Below are 17346 nucleotides of genomic sequence, written 5' to 3' on the forward strand. Positions count from 1 at the left end.
TTTTTTTATTTAAAATTTCAATGTCAGCCCGGTGAGGAAATTAAAGCCCGCCTGCGGATAGTAATAAGGATAAACGTCATACATATAACCGTTTGAGGCATATTGCTTGTCGAAGAGGTTGTTGATGAGGATATTGACTGTAATCGTCCTGAAAACTGCCTTGGGCCGGAATTCGTACGATACGTTCATGTCGTTTACGAAATAGTCCGGAAGCTTCGCAGAAGGCAGTTCAATATTATTCATGAATTGTTCCCCTACAAACTTGGAAAGCAATGACGCCTGGAAGTGTGCAGTTGGTCTATAAACCAGAATATTTCCGGCAATTACCGATGGTGAATAAGCGATATCCCGTGTTCCATAATTTTGTCCGGCCACATCCAGGTCTACATTTTTATTCATGCTTAATGTAAAGTTGGGACGGATAAGAAGTTGTTTCGAAAGAGCATAAGTCACATCGGCTTCAAATCCGAGACGGTAGCTTTTTTCGCTGTTAGATCGGATCGGATTACCGACATCGTCAAGGTTTCCGGTAAGAATGAGCTGGTCTTTATATGCCATATAGTAAAAGTTGGCGTTGATTTTCAATTTATCCGAAGTATTTCTCCATCCCAATTCAAAATCATTGAGTTTCTCCGGGCGCGCATTGCCGCTTTCATAATCGGTGCGGTTGGGTTCGCGCTGGGCTTTGGCATACGAAAAATAAAATGCGTTAGTGGGGTTCATGGCATAGTTGATTCCGGCCTTAGGGTTGAAAAAATCAAATGTATCGTCGACGGGCTCTGCCTGCACGCCATCCGCTTTATAATGTACATTGCGGTATTGCAGGTCTCCGAATACGCTCCATTTTGCGGTCAATCTGTAATTCGCCTTTGCGAAAAAATTGCCGTCGGTTTTCACGGCGTAATCGTCATAATAGTGGTCTCCCAATTCACTTTGCGACGCGAAACGTGCCCAGATGACTTTCCCGAAGTGGTCGCCTTCATATTTGTTCCAGCCGCCACCGAGGATGACGTCAAGTTTCTCCGAAGTATAATTTCCGGAAAATGTCATGCCGTAGAAATCGTTGTCGAGCCATTTCTGGCGCACCAGATCGGTCGTGGTTTCCAATCCGACCGGTATCAGTCCGTACTCCTCAAAATCAGCGTCCTCCTTATAATTTTCATAATAGCCTTTGCCTTTGGTATAGTGCAGCGCAGTGTTCAGTTTCCAGGAATCAGAAAGCCTTTCATTCCAGTGCAACTGGTAATGGTCCTGGAAATAGTTGTCGGTTTCGTTGTCGTAGAAACGGGTTTGGCCGTTTTCATCGGTGAAGATTCCGGCAGAGTTAAAGGTACGGTCGCGGAACAGGGTCTCTGCATCGATACCATTCCAGGATTGGTATGTTTTTTCACTGCCACCGAAGACGAGCGCCTTGATTAATGTCGTTTTTCCGACGTAAGTCCCCTGAAGGAAATACGATTTCAGATCGGATGCGGCGCGGTCAATGTACCCGTCGGAATTAATCAACGACAGTCGGCCCGCAAGCTCAAACCCCTTGTTCAGCAATCCTGAGCTGAATTTCACCGTGTGCTTCCAGGTATTAAAACTGCCAAACGAATTCGAGATTTCGCCATTGGCTTCCTTAGCGAAGCTGTCCGTTAAAAGATTCAGGCTGGCTCCGAAAGCACCCGCGCCGTTTGTTGATGTTCCTACGCCACGCTGCAATTGCAGGCTTTCTACGGAAGAAGCAAAATCAGGCATGTTGACCCAGAACGTGCCGTGGCTTTCCGCATCATTGTACGGGATGCCGTTGATCGTCACGTTGACGCGCGTGGCATCGCTGCCGCGCACACGGATTCCGGTATAGCCGACCCCGTTGCCCGCATCAGAGGTGGTCACGACCGATGGCAAAAAATTCATCAGGATGGGAATATCCTGTCCGAGGTTCCTCGATTTGAGTTCCTCCTTACCGAGATTGCTGAAGGTTACCGGCGTCTTGGATGTGGCCCTGACCGCGGATACGAGTACTTCATCGAGCGGCATGGTGCGTACGGAATCTACGGGCTTGTCCTGCCCGATTGCGGACGCTGAAAAGAAGAGCAATGCGGCAGCACATGGCGCTGCGTGAGGGATGGAAGCCAGGTGCCCCGCACCGCGTACAGCCCGACCTCGTTGCCGATGTGATTTGAACGTGAGTTGTCGTGTTTTAGCAACGAGGGCACGCCCTGAAAAAAAAGAAAATAAAGTTTTCATTCGTAAGATTTTACGAATAAAAGGGGCAATTATTCTTATTGTTAATAATTGAAATGTGCGTTGCTGACATTCGCTGCAGTCGAAAGCGGCTCGGCGGTCCCTTGGCGGCATTACCCGCCCAGGTTCTTTGGGTATAATCTCAGCCCTTGGTAGAGCACCCCTTTGAGACGCGCAAATTTATTGATTTAATACCAAACAACCCGCAATCGAAGGTTAAATTTCCGGACGTTTCCTGGATTGTTTGATTTCAGACTGGCTGCGCTTCTCCCTGATGCGTTTTTCGATGACTGAGCGCGGTACTTTGGTCGGTTTTCGTTTTTTGGGAACCCGGAGCGCGTTGGTCATGATGTCAAGGAATCTTTTGGTGACGATTTCCCTGTTCCTGAGCTGGCTGCGGTCTTCATCGCAATTCAGGATCAGGAGGTTGTCGGTGGTGAGCCTTGCGGTGAGGTTTTGTATCGCCAGGGCTTTCTCTTCTTCAGAAAGCGATCCCGACGCAGGCAGGTCGAAGGTGAGCACCATTTTCGACGATACCTTATTTACATTCTGCCCGCCGGCCCCACTGCTGCGGACGGCCTTGAATTGCAGCTCTGATAAGATTTTTACGGCGTCCATTACTGCGGTTGGTGCGGTGGTTTGAGTAAGTCGTTGACAGTTTTGACGGGGTTAAAGGTAACCAGCGGCACCTGCACAAAAACGGTGATCCACTGGGCCATCGCGCCATTCCACAATCCGGGAAGCTCATATGCCTTTAACGGACGCCCGTTTTTGTTTTTGTCGACGATGAAGCCGCTGTTTTTATCCACAAACTGCAGCAGGTCAAATTTCCTTCCTTTGTAATCCTTGAGTCCGCAGACGAGGTCCACCGGATTAAAATGGGTCGCATTCCTGAGGATTTCGACCTGGGACGGATTTTGCAGGTCAATCTGCGTCGACTCTACAATCTGCAGCGAGATGTTCCCCTTCTTATCAAGCACCCAGAACGGGCCGCCACCGGGCTCGCCTTCATTTTTGACCATGCCGCACACGCGGATCGGGCGGTTCAGGATCCCCATCAAGTATTCCTGTTTGTTGGTGAGCGTGTATTTTTCGAAATCGTCTATAATGTTGCTGTTGAGGCGCGTTTTGGCAAACGCGATAATGTCGGGGATATCGTTATCGCTGATACTTCCCGATTCCAATTTGCGGAGCCAGGCATTGATTTCCTGCTGCAACTCGATCATGAGGCCCGCGAGCGCTTTCTTATAAAATGCAATTTCCTCGATATGGTTTTGAATTACATTGTCGATGTTCTTGATAAATACGATGTCGGCATCGAGCGTATTGAGGTTCTGGATCAGTGCGCCATGGCCGCCCGGACGAAAAACCAATTGGCCCTGGTCATCGCGGAAAGGCTTGTTCTCGAGGTCGACGGCCAGGGTGTCCGTCGCTTTGTCCTGATAAGAGAAATTCACATTGATGTGGTTGCCGTGTTCTTTTTCAATTTGTTTCTTGACCGCATCGATGATTTGCTCAAACGCAGCCTGGTGTTCCGGTGACACGGTAAAGTGGAGGTTGGACACATTCCCGTCGCACGCATACAGGCAGCTTTCATTCAAATGTTCCTGCACGGGCGTGGCGATGTGCGTCTCGTATCGGTGGAATGGCAAAATCCCTTTGGGTTTTCCGGCAAAATCAAAATGCTTGGAAGACAGCATGGCCTTTATAAAGTAATAATCGCGCAGGTCTTTGCTGAACGACCTGAAATTTGAATAGCTTTTGCGCAGCGACAAATCAATCTCCTCATAAAATGGCAGTTTCTCCAAACCGATGAGAAAAACAGCTAAAGCCGTGGCGTTTTTACGGTTGATGTACGCGTTGATTGTTTCCTCCTCAATATTGAATTCATTGAGAAACTCGCTCAGGAACTTGAACATTCGGCTGGCTGCACCGGAAGCCGGGACAAATTTCTTGAGCTTGTATTTTGAACGCATCTTACCGAAGTAGTCTGCGTATCTTTTATAGTCTTCGTCGGTAAACCTGAGGATGCCGTCGTCTTTTGTCGCAGGGCGGTCGAGCACCGTTTTGGCAATCCCTTTGGTAAAAACCCCGATGTGCTTTTCAATGGTGTAAGGCGAAACGCCCTGGTTGTAGATCCTGATAAAGTCCTGTGAAGTGAAACCCATTTCCCGGGCCTTCTCGTAATCGTTGAGGATGGCCACGGCCTTTTCGAACCGTTGCTGTTTGGGGCCCGAAAGGACGATATAGGGTTTTTCATTTTCGACGAGCGCCTTTTCAAAAATGCCGAACGTGGTCCTGCGATCCTGCGGACGGTCACGTAAATCATCATTTTCCCAAGGCACATCGACATCGGTGAGGAAAAACAGGTCGTATTTGTGTTTGCGTGCGGCCTTATCCAACACCGGATCGCAGAAATTATAATACATTTCCGAAAATACTTTGGTGACCATCAGATTGGTATCGCAGAAAAGGTACTTATTTGCCGTGAGTAACGCGTCATTTTCAGTCCTTACCTGCCCGATGGCAATGGGCAAAAGATCCTCAGGCTCGCATGCCTTTTGTTCGGAATCCCATTTTTGCTGCAGGTAATCGCGCGCAAATTCGGGCGCCCAGACGGTCTCGAAATGTGCCGCAAGTTGTCTGGCAAGCGTCGTTTTACCGGTTGATTCGGGTCCGAAAAGCGCAATTTTTATAGTAGTTGTCGCTTGTTGCTTAAGATTCTCTTCCATTCTAAATAAGCCGAAATGGCCAGCAAAGTAAATATTAAATATTGTAAGGACAGCATGCCCAGTCCCCTATAGGCATACAGCGGCGTTACAATGATATCACCGACAATCCACAATGTCCAGTTCTCTATTTTCTTTTTGGCCATGTACCACATCGCGGTGAAGAACAATCCCGAGGCGAAAATATCAACGTAATTATCGGTGTTGATGGGCTGCCCGAAGACTTTATAGAGCGCGTAAACTACAAAAATTGTGATAAAAAACAGCAGGATGCCTGTTAATTTTTCTTTATGGCTGGTTCTTGATATGGGCAGATTCTGCTTATTGTCGCCACTTTTTGCCCAGTTGTACCAGCCGTAAAAACTCATGATCGTAAAATAAATATTGACCGACATGTCGCCGATGTAACCGGCGACGTAAAGCAGGTAAGACGTAACAATTGTGGCGATCAAGCCTGTTGGGTACACCCAGATATTTTCTTTTCTCGCAAACCACACACTGATAATGCCCAGTACAAATGCGACAAATTCCAATGCGATCTGCCACGCTGGAATGGTATTATAATAATTCAGGAAGAAATCGGTCATGGTTTTGTGTCAAAAAAATGAATATCATTTTCGAATGCGGTTCCGATGACGACCAGGTCTGCACCGTTTTGAAATGCCGCTTCAATCCCCTGTCCCGTGCGTATTCCGCCGCCCACGATCAACGGAATGGAAATGCACCCGGAAACCTCTTTAATAATGTCCGGCGGCACGGCGCTCGCGGCGCCACTTCCGGCTTCGAGATACAGGAGTTTGTGCCCCAACATTTCGCTTGCCATCGCGGTATGGATAATGGTTTCGACATCAGAAACCGGCATGGGTGTGGTTTTACTGACGCGCGCCACGGCAGTCTCGCTGCCGCTTTCAATCAGGAGGTATCCCGTCGGGAGGATTTCAAGACCGGTCTTTGCGAGTATCGGCGCCGCCTGTACGTGATGTCCGACGAGGAAATCAGGGTTTCGGCCTGAAAGCAAAGACAGGAATAAGATGCCGTCTGCCCTGTCAGAAATCTGGGAGGGGTTTCCGGGGAACAGGATCACGGGTACATCGCAGGCCTTTTTGAAGAACGAAACCAACTCACTGATGCGCGGCGTAGCCACGTGGCTTCCGCCGATGAAAATATGCGAGGCCGGCGAGGCATTTATCTTTTGGCTCAAAAGCCCCAGCGTCTCCCAGTTGATTTTATCAGGATCAAGTAGGATGGCAAGCAATTTCCGGCTTTCTTTTTTAGCCGATAGTATGGCCTCGTAAATGGTTCCCATATCAATGCCGTTCGAAAAGATAGACGATGGTGTATTGCTCGATTTCCTCAAAATACACATCAAAATGCCGTTCAAGATTATTGAAGCGCAAGGTGGCGGTGGTTTGTTTATCGGACATTTCAAATGACTTTACCTCGATGTGGTCCTTGAAACTGATGCCTCTTTCGTTCCGGATTTTAAAGACAGCTTCCTTCACCCCCCAGTTGACGGTGAGCTTGTTGATGTAATCCGGATCATCCTGATCAAGTACAAATGATGGCTCGGCGAATTTATGGGCAATGACCGCAATCTTTTCGCGTCGCAATTCCAAATCAAGGCCCGTGATGCGGTCACTGATGATAATAGCGGAAAAGTTGTGAGAATGCGAAATCGAAATGTGTTTTCCGTCGGATAAATGGGGCTTCCCAAATGGATCGTAATACAGGTCCGAATCGCTGTAACCCGCGGTCAGGAGCAACCGGCGCACGCTTAAAAAGCCCCTCCGGTGCGCCTCCGATTTAAAATTCCTGAGGCGGTCAAGGCTCCTTTGCGTCAGGTGCAGCCCCTCAGATAATGCTTCCGCGGTCTCGGTAATATTCCACAGCAGAAGCGCGGTATCAGGGAAACAATTCGTGGCTTTGTAAATCGGCATTGTGTCGTGATAAGGAAACCCAAACCCCGGAAATATCGGAAATCGGCTCCGGAAATTATTTTGTTGATTTTTAAAAACTTACGCCGGCCTGAACATTTCACAAAAAATTGAAAATACTTTCAAAATCATAAGTTATTGCCTAAATTTGCCGACTCGAAGCCCGAAAAGGCGGGCCAAGCGTTTATTAAATTTTTACCCTTACAAATATAACATAAATGGATACGACAACGATGCCTTATGTGGCTTACAAAGTAAAAGACATTTCCCTCGCTGCCTGGGGAAGAAAAGAAATCGAACTGGCCGAGGCCGAAATGCCGGGATTGATGGCACTTCGCGAAGAGTACAAGGATGAACAACCATTGAAGGGGGCGCGCATTGCGGGTTGCCTTCACATGACCATCCAGACTGCGGTCTTGATTGAAACCCTGATCGCGTTGGGCGCGGAAGTGACCTGGTCATCATGCAACATTTTCTCTACTCAGGACCAGGCTGCGGCGGCCATCGCTGCTGCGGGAATTCAGGTATATGCGTGGAAAGGACTTAACGAAGAGGATTTTGACTGGTGCATCGAGCAAACATTGTTCTTCGGTGAAGACCGTAAACCGCTGAACATGATCCTTGATGATGGTGGAGATTTGACGAATATGGTTTTTGACCGTTATCCTGAATTGGTTGCAGGCATTAAAGGTTTGTCTGAAGAGACGACGACCGGTGTTCACAGGTTGTATGAAAGAATGAAAAACGGGACGCTGGTAATGCCGGCAATCAACGTGAATGATTCAGTGACCAAGTCGAAGTTTGACAACAAATACGGCTGTAAGGAATCGGCAGTGGATGCGATCCGTCGCGCGACTGACGTGATGCTCGCAGGAAAACGCGTCGTGGTTTGCGGATATGGTGATGTGGGTAAAGGTACTGCGGCTTCATTCCGGGGTGCGGGTTCTATCGTTACGGTTACCGAAATCGACCCGATCTGCGCGCTTCAGGCTGCCATGGACGGTTTCGAAGTGAAAAAACTCAATACAGTCATCGCTACTGCAGATATCGTAATCACCACTACAGGAAACAAGGACATCGTTTTGGGAAGCCACTTCGAGCAGATGAAAGATAAGACCATCGTTTGTAACATTGGTCACTTTGATAACGAGATCGACATGGCGTGGCTGAACAAAAACCACGGCGCTTCGAAAATCGAGATCAAGCCGCAGGTTGACAAATATACGATTGCAGGAAAAGATATCATCATCCTTGCGGAAGGCCGCTTGGTGAATCTGGGTTGTGCTACAGGCCACCCGAGTTTTGTAATGAGTAACTCGTTTACAAACCAGACTTTGGCTCAGATCGAACTGTGGAAAAACAGCGCGAACTACAACAATGAGGTATATATGTTGCCGAAGCATCTTGATGAAAAAGTAGCGGCGTTACACCTTGCCAAATTAGGCGTGGAACTGGAGACTTTGAGAGAGGACCAGGCTGCTTATATCGGTGTTGGTGTTGAAGGGCCGTTTAAACCGGAGTATTACAGATACTAGTCTTTGGATTATAAGACTGTAAGATTATAGGAAAACCCTCGCTGAAAAGTGGGGGTTTTTTGTTTTATATTTAGCCAATGAAAAAGCTACTTTTAATCGGTGCCATCCTGTCGTTACAGGGATGTGCGATTTACGGCCTCACCGATGATTCCGGAAAACTGTCGAAAGAACAAAAGGCGATGATTGTCGCTACTGCCGATTTCAACGCGAAACAACCCAATAAGATTTATGCCATCAACGGCAAGGCGCTCCGAGCGGAATTGCAGAAATACCCTAAGTCGCTCGTCTATGTATTTACCAACGGCTGCGGTGCCGAATCCTGCAAGCCGCTGATGACTTACGACAATTACGCCAGAAAGAACAATATCAAACTGTTCCTTGTCATGAACGGCTACGGCAATTTAGATTATACGCTGGCGGTGCCGCATCCTGAACCGCTGTATGCGATTGACAATGATTATTACAACTGTACTTTCCGCGGGACATACACCCGTCATTTTGAAAATGACCTGACCGGAAAACCGACCAGGCAGAAAAACACCGAGGGCTGGCAGGGAAGCCTGTACTTATTTGATTACGGGCAATTGGAGAAAACGCTGATTGATTTGCCTTTGGAATAAAACAAGAAACCTCTTCTTTAATAGGTTTCCTGAGTTCTTAAGTTCGCTACAGCTTCAATTTTCCTGAAATCTGCCGGCCGCCATCGTCCAATTTGATGATGTAGACTCCTGATGGGAACCTTGAATAGTCGAAAGACAGATTGGCAGGGACTTTTCCAGAAACGACTTTTGCGCCTGTAACTGAAAACAGTTCAAAATTTTTGCCAAGCAGTTGATTTGAAAACTGCATCGTTTGTAAATTTTGATTCACAATGACAAGTTGATTCAAGTTGATGTCAGTCGTACTTAGGGAACCGTATCTTTCGACAGCGTAATCGTAATTATCACTTTCTATTTCATATAGATAGCCTTGGGGCAACAGTTTTGCCGTGTATTGATTGGTATCGGTATCGTATACGAAAAGTCGGGTGCCCGTTTCGTCATTCCCGATGAAAATCATGCTGTTGGACAGCTGATCAAACGTCCGGTTATAGAACTGGTAAGAAATTACTTCCGGAATCTCCATCAGCGATTCCAACCCTCCCTGGCTGCTGATTTTACCCACGTGAAACAAATAGCCCTGGCCATTATTCACATCTGTAGTGATTGTGGTGAAAGTCGCGAATATAGTATCTGAATCATTGCTGAACTCCAACCCGATGTTTCCTAAAATGGGCAATCCTGTGATCAGGGTCTCCGTATAGCTGAATTCATTACTGTTGACCGGAACGCTGACCAACTTCAGTCCGCCTGAGTCAGACATTACAAAATAATAAATCCCGAGATTGGAATCGAAACACGAGCTGTCAGGATAAAACTGCGCGTCGGCAGGGAAATTAAATGTCCCTATCGTCAGGTCCTCATTAGTAGCCGGATTATATTTTTTTAAAACTTTTTGGTTATTGCTGTTATTGTCGTAGGAATAAACATTGCCGGTCTGCATATCGCATTCTGATGAGCCATTGGTCACTATGGTCGCGCTGTTAAATTCAAGCAGATTATTCAGGGCATTGAATTCAAGGATACCGCTGGCATTACCGACATTGACTTTCGCTATAAAATCCCCATTGGCAGCATTGAAGGTAGAGTTCGCGATGATGATTGAGGTCACGTCGGTAGCGACCGTCGATACGTTTCCGGGTGCATCAGCTTCCCATTTGATAATATTAGAGGTACCTTGTCCCGGAAGGGTTTGGAATCCTATCAATTTCATTTGAGCAATGCAAATCCAGGGCAGAAAAAATGTGCAGGTCAAAGCGCGTAATTTTGTTTTCATAATATCAACAGTTTCATAATGATGAAGTTACGACATTTCATCACGCAAAACGCATAAAAACAAAAAATAACGCAGCTGTTAAAGACGGGCAGATTTGGCATTAAAAAACCCCGGATCTTGCGAAACGGGGTTTGATTTTTATACGGATGTATTCTTAAGCTTCGAATGGAAGGATAGACACGTATGATTTGTTGTCTCCTTTTTTCTGGAATTTTACAATTCCGTCAACCTTAGCGTGCAATGTGTGGTCTTTACTGATGTACACATTAGCGCCTGGGTTGTGCTTAGAACCCCTTTGTCTTACGATGATGTTCCCGGCGATGGCAGCCTGGCCTCCGTAAATCTTCACGCCTAAACGTTTCGATTCCGATTCCCTACCGTTCTTGGAACTACCGACACCTTTTTTGTGAGCCATGACGTTATACTTTTAAAAATTAATTGTTCTCTTCGGTTGTAGTCTCTTCGGTTGCAGCTTCTTTCTTCGCAGCAGCTTTTTTCTTGGTACCACCCATAGTGATTCCTGAAATCTGGATCTGCGTCAACGACTGGCGGTGACCGTTTTTCTTCTTGTAACCTTTTCTTCTTTTCTTTTTGAAAACGATTACTTTGTCTCCTTTTAAGTGTGATAACACTTTGGCTTCTACTGAAGCACCTTCTATAGCGGGGGCGCCCAATGTGATCGTTCCGTTGTCATCCAACAAAAGTACTTTCCCGAATGATACGGAAGCACCTTCGTCATCAGCCAGCCTGTGAACGAAAACCTTAAGGTCTTTGCTTACTTTAAACTGTTGCCCTGCTATCTCTACGATTGCATACATAACAAATTGGTTTATTAATTTTAAGGTTGCAAATATACAACTAATATTCACTCACGCAACCCCTTGACGAAAATTATTAACCGTCAATTGTTCATTAACTGTCTTCGCGGGCTTCCGCACAACCGTCCGCTTCGCCCTTTCCTTGGTTTGGCCGAGCCGTAAATAGGACCACGCTGCCTTATGCATGGGTCATCCCTGCGCCAAAAACATTTAAAACCCGAATGGAAATCCTGTAAAAAAAACTACATTTGGCGTAACAAATAAAATGGTAATTATACCAATAGCAAAATCAAACAAAATATTAACTTATGAAAAACTCATTGATGGCTTTAAGTGGTGCACTTATGCTTGGAGGTATGGCTTCAGCCCAGAACGTGGCTTTTGAAGAGTACAATTTGGACAATGGCATGCACGTCATCCTGCACAACGACCCGTCTGCACCGGTCATCATTACCTCGGTAATGTACCACGTGGGCGCCAAAGACGAAAACCCGGAAAGGACGGGATTTGCACACTTCTTCGAACACCTTCTGTTTGAAGGTACTGAAAACATCAAACGCGGCGAATGGTTTAAGATCGTAACTTCAAACGGAGGAACGAACAACGCCAACACCACTGAAGACCGCACTTACTATTTTGAGGTTTTCCCTTCAAACAATATCGAGCTGGGCTTGTGGATGGAATCAGAAAGGTTGCTTCACCCGGTCATCAACCAAATCGGTGTAGATACCCAGAATGAGGTGGTGAAAGAAGAAAAAAGGCTTCGCTACGACAACAGCCCGTACGGCCAATTGATCCCGGTTGTAAAGAAAAACATGTTTAAGGTACACCCTTACCGTTGGACCACCATTGGATCGATGGAGCACCTCGATGCAGCAAAACTTGAGGAATTCCAGGCTTTCAACAAGAAATTCTATATCCCCAATAACGCGGTACTCGTAGTTGCCGGAGACATCAGCAACAAAGAGCAGACCAAAAAATGGATCCAACAATATTTCGGACGGATTCCTAAAGGACCAGCCATCACAAGGCAGACATTCACGGAAGCGCCGATTACAAAAACCATCACCGATACTTTCGAAGACCCGAACATCCAGATCCCGATGATCGTTACGGCTTACCGTACCCCTTCGATGAAAACCCGTGACGCACGCGTTCTCGACTTCATTTCAGGCATATTGAGCGACGGTAAGAGTTCAAGGCTTTACAAAAAAATCGTTGATGATAACAAGACCGCTCTCCAGGTAGGTGCTTTCAGCTACAGCCAGGAAGACTATGGTACTTACATCCTATACGGACTGCCGCAGGCACCGCATACCACTGACGATATCCTCAAAGAGATGGATGAGGAAATCGTGAAACTGCAGACTGAATTGATTTCAGAAAAAGAGCTTACAAAACTCAAGAACAAATACGAAAACCAATACGTAAACGGAAACTCCAGTGTGGAAGGCATCGCGGACAACCTCGCCACTTATTATCTCCTTTACGGCGATGTAAACCTGATCAATACGGAGAAGGATATTTACAACTCGATTACCCGTGAGGAAATCAGGGATGTAGCCAAGAAGTACCTTAACCCTAACCAAAGGCTGGTGTTGAATTATGTTCCGGCTAAAGACAAAGCGCAAAATTAAGACTATCATGAAAAAAGTATTTATATTATCAAGCTTGCTCTTAACCTTTATTATGCAAGGACAAATTATCCCACAACCCAAACCCGGACCATCTCCGTCAATCAAAATCAATAAGCCAGAAACTTTTGAATTGAAAAACGGACTCAAGGTAATGGTCGTGGAAAACCACAAACTGCCACGCGTATCTTTCAGCCTGAGCATTGACAATGCCCCTTATGCGGAAGGAAACAAAAAAGGCGTCGCCGATATGGCCAGCGCTTTGATCGGAGAAGGCACTACCAAGATCTCCAAAGACGCGTTCAATGAGGAAATCGATTTCCTTGGCGCGAATGTGAGTTTTGGTGCCAGCGGCGCTTTCGCAAGCTCCCTGTCCAAATATGCCGGAAGGGTTTTGGAATTGATGGCCGACGGTGCCTTAAACCCAAACTTTACCCAGGAGGAATTTGACAAGCAAAAAGCGAAAATCATCGAAGGATTGAAATCTGACGAGAAAAGTGTTCCGGCTGTAGCCGATCGCGTGAAAGGCGTACTGACTTACGGTAAAAACCACCCATCCGGAGAATACCTGAGTGAAGAAACCCTGAACAATGTGACGCTGGCCGACGTGAAGCAGAACTACAATACGTATTTCGTTCCGGGTAACGCTTACCTGGTTATCGTAGGTGATGTGAAACTGAAGGAAGTTAAGAAAACGGTAGAAAAACTTTTCGGCTCATGGAAGGCCGCTACAGCGCCTGCTATAAGCTACAATGACCCAAAGGATGTCCAATACACACAAATCAATTTTGTTGACATGCCGAATGCGGTGCAGTCAGAAGTGGCAGCAATCAACATGTCAAACCTTAAAATGACCGATCCTGATTACTTTGCCGTAATCGTGGCAAACCAAATCCTTGGTGGTGATTTCAACAGCTACATTAACATGAACCTTCGTGAGGCGCATGGCTGGACTTATGGTGCAAGATCTGCTATCGGCGGAGACAAATACATCAGCAACTTTGAAGCCTCAACACAGGTAAGGAATTCCGTGACTGACAGTACCGTTGTAGAGATGATTAAGGAAATCAAAAGAATCCGTACTGAAAAAGTTTCTGACGAAATGCTGGCCAACGTCAAGGCCGGATATGTGGGCCGCTTCGTAATGCAGGTTGAAAAACCGCAAACGATCGCGTCTTATGCGTTAAGGACACGTACACAAGGACTTCCGGATGATTTTTACGAAAACTACATCAAAAACATCAATGCCGTTACAGCTGACGATGTGATGAGGGTAGCCAACAAATATTTCCTTGCGGATAATATGCGTATCATCATTGTCGGGAAAGGATCAGAAGTGCTTCCGGCATTGGAAAAACTCAAAATGCCAATCATGTATTTTGATAAGTACGGAAACAAAACCGACAAGCCGGCTTCTAAAAAAGAAGTTCCGGCCGGCATGACTGCCAAAACAGTGCTTGACAGCTACATTAAAGCCATTGGCGGTGAAAAAGCGGCCAAAGCGGTAAAAACGGTGTTAATGACAGGTACAACCGAACTTCCCGAAGCACCATCACCATTGTCCTTCAACCTGAAAGTCGATGTGAAAGGCAAGTCAAGTGTAGAACTCGCTATGGGTCCGATGAGCATCATGAAACAAGTCGTAGGCGACAAAGAAGGTTACCAGGTACAGCAAGGCCAGAAGATGGCAATGGAAGCGGACGAATTTAAAGATGCCAAAGCCAGCGCAGTGCCATTCGAAGAATTGACGTTGCTGAACAGCACAGAGCCGAAACTTACCGGAATCGAGCCAATCAATGGAAACGATGCCTACGCGCTGCAAGCGAATGCTGACACGGTCTACTACTATGACGTGAAGTCAGGATTGAAAGTGGCGGAAGCCAAAACACAAGAAAACGACGGCCAGAAAATGACATTGATGACGTACTTCAATGACTATAAAGAGGTGAAAGGCTTGAAATTCCCTTTCAACATCGTTAAAAATGTCGGTATTGAACTGGACATCAAGTTCACTGATATCAAAATTAATGAAGGTGTAACCGACGCTGATTTTCAATAATCAACGATAAACCCAAATGAAGAAGGCTGCCTGAAAGGGTAGCCTTTTTTGTTTTTACAAATTAGCGTACAAATACCGGAATGCAAATTTTTAACAACTGCTGCGGATTTTGCGCAACTAAAGTATCGAATAATTTCGTAGGGATTACATCAGCCCCTTCCCTGAAGGCAACATACCATTTTTAAATGACAAACGCCTACGGAAAATCCACAGCAAATCTTAAATTTCGTAATACTCCAAAATCCTGCACAGCGCGGGTTCACTTCTTCGACGACAAATACACGCCGCCCAGGATCACCAAAGCGCCCAGGATCTGGAAAGGGGTCAGCCGCTCGTCATTAAGGAAACCCCAGAAAAACGCGACAATAGGGATCAGATACGTGACTGAAGTAGCAAAAACCGGCGACGAAATCTGAATCAACCTATAAAACAGGAGGTTTGACACACCGGTACCCATAATACCAAGAACGGTGACATACAGCGCCGCTTTGCCAACTTCAGCCTGGTGTATAACATCAAAAAAACCGGTGAAGCCCAGTATCGCAAAAGCCGGCAAGATCATCACCGCAAAATTTCCCGCAGCAATCGTCAACGGGTTTAAATCCGAGAGGTATTTTTTAACCAGATTCACATTAATTCCATAACACATTGTCGCGGCCACCAGGAAAATCGCGTATGAATAATTGCTCCCGCCGGAGTCTGAGTCTCCACAGAACACGAGCAGGCAACTCCCCAAAAATCCGATAACCACACCCAGTATCTGCTTTTTATGGTAATTCATCCCGAAAACCAGCAATCCCAACAGCAGGGTATTGAGCGGGGTGAGTGAATTGAGCACCGCGCTTACCGAGCTGTTGATCTTGGTTTCGCCCAACGCGAAAAGGAAAGCGGGAAAAAAATTCCCAAGCAAACCGGTGAGTGCGAGAATCCCCCATTGCCTGCGCGGAATCTGCGACAATTTCCGAAACCCGATGAGCAGCGTAAAAACCCCTGCCACTGCGATCCGCAACGCGCCAAGCTGGATGGGGGTCAACCCGTCAAGGCCTTTGAGGATCAGGATAAATGAGCTGCCCCAGATCAGGGCTAATGCGAACAGGAAAATCCACTTCGTATTGGTCGGTTTCATGATGACGGTTTTGAAGTCCTAAAATTCTGATATTTAAATGAAATACATTGCTTTTTTATTAGTTTTGTACTCCAGAAGAAATTGTCAATCTTAATTTACTCCTATGAAAATTACAAAATCAGTCCTTTCGCTCGCATTCGCAGCACTGCTCTTTACCGCATGCAAGCAGAATGCTTCAGCGCCCGCCACTGCAACAGGAAAAGATGCGGTCACTGCAACCGAAAAAACTGCCGCTCCCGCCGTCGGTAAAATGGAAACGGCGAGCTTCCACATCGAAGGCATGTCTTGTGCTGTAATGTGCGCCTCAAAAATCGAAAAAGAATTGTCAGCCATGGAAGGTGTGAAAACCGCCAAGGTGGATTTTGAAAAGAAAACCGCTACCATCGAATACGACAACGCCTTGCAAACCCCGCAAAAACTGGCCGACAAAGTAGAGTCAGTCGCTGACGGAAAGACCTACAAAGTCTCTGATGTGAAGTCCACCGCCGACCATGCGATGCTTTTCAAAGGAGACCAGGAAAAACCAAAAAAAGAGAAGGCATCCAAAAAAGCCAAAAAAGCTGAAAAAGAAACCAAGTCCTGTGATAAGGAAAGCGGTGCCAAGCCTGCCTGCTGCTCAGGCAAGAAGCATTGTTCCGAAGGCGGAAAAATGTAATAAGCCGCTTCAAAATAAAAGAAGGGAATCCATCATCGGGTTCCCTTTTTTTATATTAGCTTCTTAAGTATTTGCGAACGACTTTCACCGTAAAATAAACGACTACACCTAGCAAGGCAATCATCAGCAATTGCCAGAATGCAAGCGAAAAACTAAAATTCTCGACTAAAACTTCCATATGATTATTATTTTTTCCAACGCAACGACTCCATAATCCTGCGCATGTCATTCTTTACATAACTCGCCGCAGGCATAACCGAGTCGAAATTCGGCTTTGCGTAAAAATACACTGAACAGTCAATAAAATGCTTCGTGCTGTCGGTCACATAAAACTGCCCATTCGTTGCCGCATTGCCATTCACGTTATAAAACATACCGTAAACCCCATTCTCTTTATTCTGGAACGGCTGCTCTGATATATCATCCGCTTTCACGACATGCTTGTAGGTGAGTTCCTGGGCATCCGTCAGCAGCGCATTGATGTTCCCTTGAACAGGCTTGTAACTGATGTAAATCGTCGCCTTCATCTTCGGGTAGGTAATCTCAAAATTACAGCCCGGCTTGCCTTTAATCACCGCTTCCGCATTCATGTCGAACGTAAAAGGACACTCATTTTCAAAATGGGCATACTCTGCAACGGGATAATCCAGTCGCAACTGCGCCGCCGGTTTCGGAAGGACATCATCTTTGCAGCTTGCCAGCATAAGCGCCGCTGCTACTATGGGTAAATATTTTTTCAAAATCATCATTTT

At 46.3% G+C, this 17346-nt stretch carries 17 protein-coding genes; 5 read left to right on the forward strand and 12 right to left on the reverse strand.

Annotation, left to right across the window (positions count from 1 at the left end; genetic code table 11):
- Window positions 1–9: 9 nt before the first annotated feature.
- The 6 genes from HYN48_RS02500 to HYN48_RS02525 all read right to left on the reverse strand — a co-directional run bounded on the left by HYN48_RS02500 (window position 10) and on the right by HYN48_RS02525 (window position 6895).
- A complete protein-coding gene (locus HYN48_RS02500; RefSeq protein ID WP_245945974.1) occupies window positions 10–2232 on the reverse strand; it encodes a TonB-dependent receptor in 2223 nt (740 codons plus the stop codon).
- Window positions 2233–2445: 213 nt separating this feature from the next.
- Window positions 2446–2847, reverse strand: coding sequence for an alternative ribosome rescue aminoacyl-tRNA hydrolase ArfB (gene arfB, locus HYN48_RS02505; RefSeq protein WP_108369632.1), 402 nt, complete (start codon window positions 2845–2847; stop codon window positions 2446–2448).
- Window positions 2847–4961, reverse strand: a complete 2115-nt coding sequence (locus HYN48_RS02510; protein WP_108369633.1) for a DUF4301 family protein — start codon at window positions 4959–4961, stop codon at window positions 2847–2849. Before HYN48_RS02510 ends, arfB begins: the two co-directional genes overlap by 1 nt.
- Window positions 4922–5545 (reverse strand): nicotinamide riboside transporter PnuC, encoded by a 624-nt coding sequence (gene pnuC, locus HYN48_RS02515; protein WP_108369634.1) that lies wholly within the window; start codon window positions 5543–5545, stop codon window positions 4922–4924. The genes HYN48_RS02510 and pnuC overlap by 40 nt, the downstream gene beginning before the upstream one ends.
- Window positions 5542–6264, reverse strand: a complete 723-nt coding sequence (locus HYN48_RS02520) for a phosphoglycerol geranylgeranyltransferase (protein ID WP_108369635.1) — start codon at window positions 6262–6264, stop codon at window positions 5542–5544. Before HYN48_RS02520 ends, pnuC begins: the two co-directional genes overlap by 4 nt.
- A gap of 1 nt (window position 6265) precedes the next feature.
- Window positions 6266–6895, reverse strand: a complete 630-nt coding sequence (locus tag HYN48_RS02525; protein WP_108369636.1) for a 4'-phosphopantetheinyl transferase family protein — start codon at window positions 6893–6895, stop codon at window positions 6266–6268.
- Between the two features lie 215 nt (window positions 6896–7110).
- On the opposite strand from HYN48_RS02525, the gene ahcY reads away from it, so the two are divergent.
- The gene (ahcY, locus tag HYN48_RS02530; RefSeq protein ID WP_108369637.1) at window positions 7111–8427 is read left to right on the forward strand and encodes an adenosylhomocysteinase; all 1317 of its coding nucleotides are present in this window, start codon (window positions 7111–7113) and stop codon (window positions 8425–8427) included.
- Between the two features lie 77 nt (window positions 8428–8504).
- Window positions 8505–9047, forward strand: a complete 543-nt coding sequence (locus HYN48_RS02535; protein WP_108369638.1) for a hypothetical protein — start codon at window positions 8505–8507, stop codon at window positions 9045–9047.
- A 46-nt stretch (window positions 9048–9093) separates the two neighbouring features.
- On the opposite strand, the gene HYN48_RS02540 is transcribed toward HYN48_RS02535, so the two are convergent.
- The 3 genes from HYN48_RS02540 to rplU all read right to left on the reverse strand — a co-directional run bounded on the left by HYN48_RS02540 (window position 9094) and on the right by rplU (window position 11120).
- The gene (locus HYN48_RS02540) at window positions 9094–10239 is read right to left on the reverse strand and encodes a T9SS type A sorting domain-containing protein (protein WP_181248508.1); all 1146 of its coding nucleotides are present in this window, start codon (window positions 10237–10239) and stop codon (window positions 9094–9096) included.
- Window positions 10240–10456: 217 nt separating this feature from the next.
- Complete coding sequence (rpmA, locus tag HYN48_RS02545) at window positions 10457–10717, reverse strand: 50S ribosomal protein L27 (protein WP_108369640.1); 261 nt, start codon at window positions 10715–10717, stop codon at window positions 10457–10459.
- 19 nt (window positions 10718–10736) lie between these two features.
- Window positions 10737–11120 (reverse strand): 50S ribosomal protein L21, encoded by a 384-nt coding sequence (gene rplU / locus HYN48_RS02550; RefSeq protein ID WP_108369641.1) that lies wholly within the window; start codon window positions 11118–11120, stop codon window positions 10737–10739.
- A 308-nt stretch (window positions 11121–11428) separates the two neighbouring features.
- On the opposite strand from rplU, the gene HYN48_RS02555 reads away from it, so the two are divergent.
- Both HYN48_RS02555 and HYN48_RS02560 read left to right on the forward strand, forming a co-directional pair.
- Window positions 11429–12757 carry a M16 family metallopeptidase gene (locus HYN48_RS02555; RefSeq protein WP_108369642.1) on the forward strand — a complete coding sequence of 443 codons (1329 nt, stop codon included), beginning with the start codon at window positions 11429–11431 and terminating at the stop codon, window positions 12755–12757.
- 52 nt (window positions 12758–12809) lie between these two features.
- Complete coding sequence (locus HYN48_RS02560; RefSeq protein ID WP_108369643.1) at window positions 12810–14813, forward strand: M16 family metallopeptidase; 2004 nt, start codon at window positions 12810–12812, stop codon at window positions 14811–14813.
- A gap of 259 nt (window positions 14814–15072) precedes the next feature.
- Here the strand turns inward: HYN48_RS02560 and HYN48_RS02565 are convergent, their stop codons facing one another.
- Window positions 15073–15939, reverse strand: coding sequence for a DMT family transporter (locus HYN48_RS02565; RefSeq protein WP_108369644.1), 867 nt, complete (start codon window positions 15937–15939; stop codon window positions 15073–15075).
- Between the two features lie 103 nt (window positions 15940–16042).
- Between HYN48_RS02565 and HYN48_RS02570 the strand changes: the two genes are divergently transcribed.
- Window positions 16043–16594 carry a heavy-metal-associated domain-containing protein gene (locus HYN48_RS02570; RefSeq protein ID WP_108369645.1) on the forward strand — a complete coding sequence of 184 codons (552 nt, stop codon included), beginning with the start codon at window positions 16043–16045 and terminating at the stop codon, window positions 16592–16594.
- 55 nt (window positions 16595–16649) lie between these two features.
- On the opposite strand, the gene HYN48_RS15375 is transcribed toward HYN48_RS02570, so the two are convergent.
- Window positions 16650–16772: a hypothetical protein gene (locus tag HYN48_RS15375; RefSeq protein ID WP_281261095.1), complete on the reverse strand. Its 123-nt coding sequence runs from the start codon at window positions 16770–16772 to the stop codon at window positions 16650–16652.
- Between the two features lie 7 nt (window positions 16773–16779).
- Complete coding sequence (gene gldD / locus HYN48_RS02575; protein ID WP_425433128.1) at window positions 16780–17337, reverse strand: gliding motility lipoprotein GldD; 558 nt, start codon at window positions 17335–17337, stop codon at window positions 16780–16782.
- Window positions 17338–17346: the final 9 nt, after the last annotated feature.

It is taken from the genome of Flavobacterium magnum, from assembly GCF_003055625.1.
In the GTDB taxonomy this organism is placed as follows: Bacteria; Bacteroidota; Bacteroidia; order Flavobacteriales; family Flavobacteriaceae; genus Flavobacterium; species Flavobacterium magnum.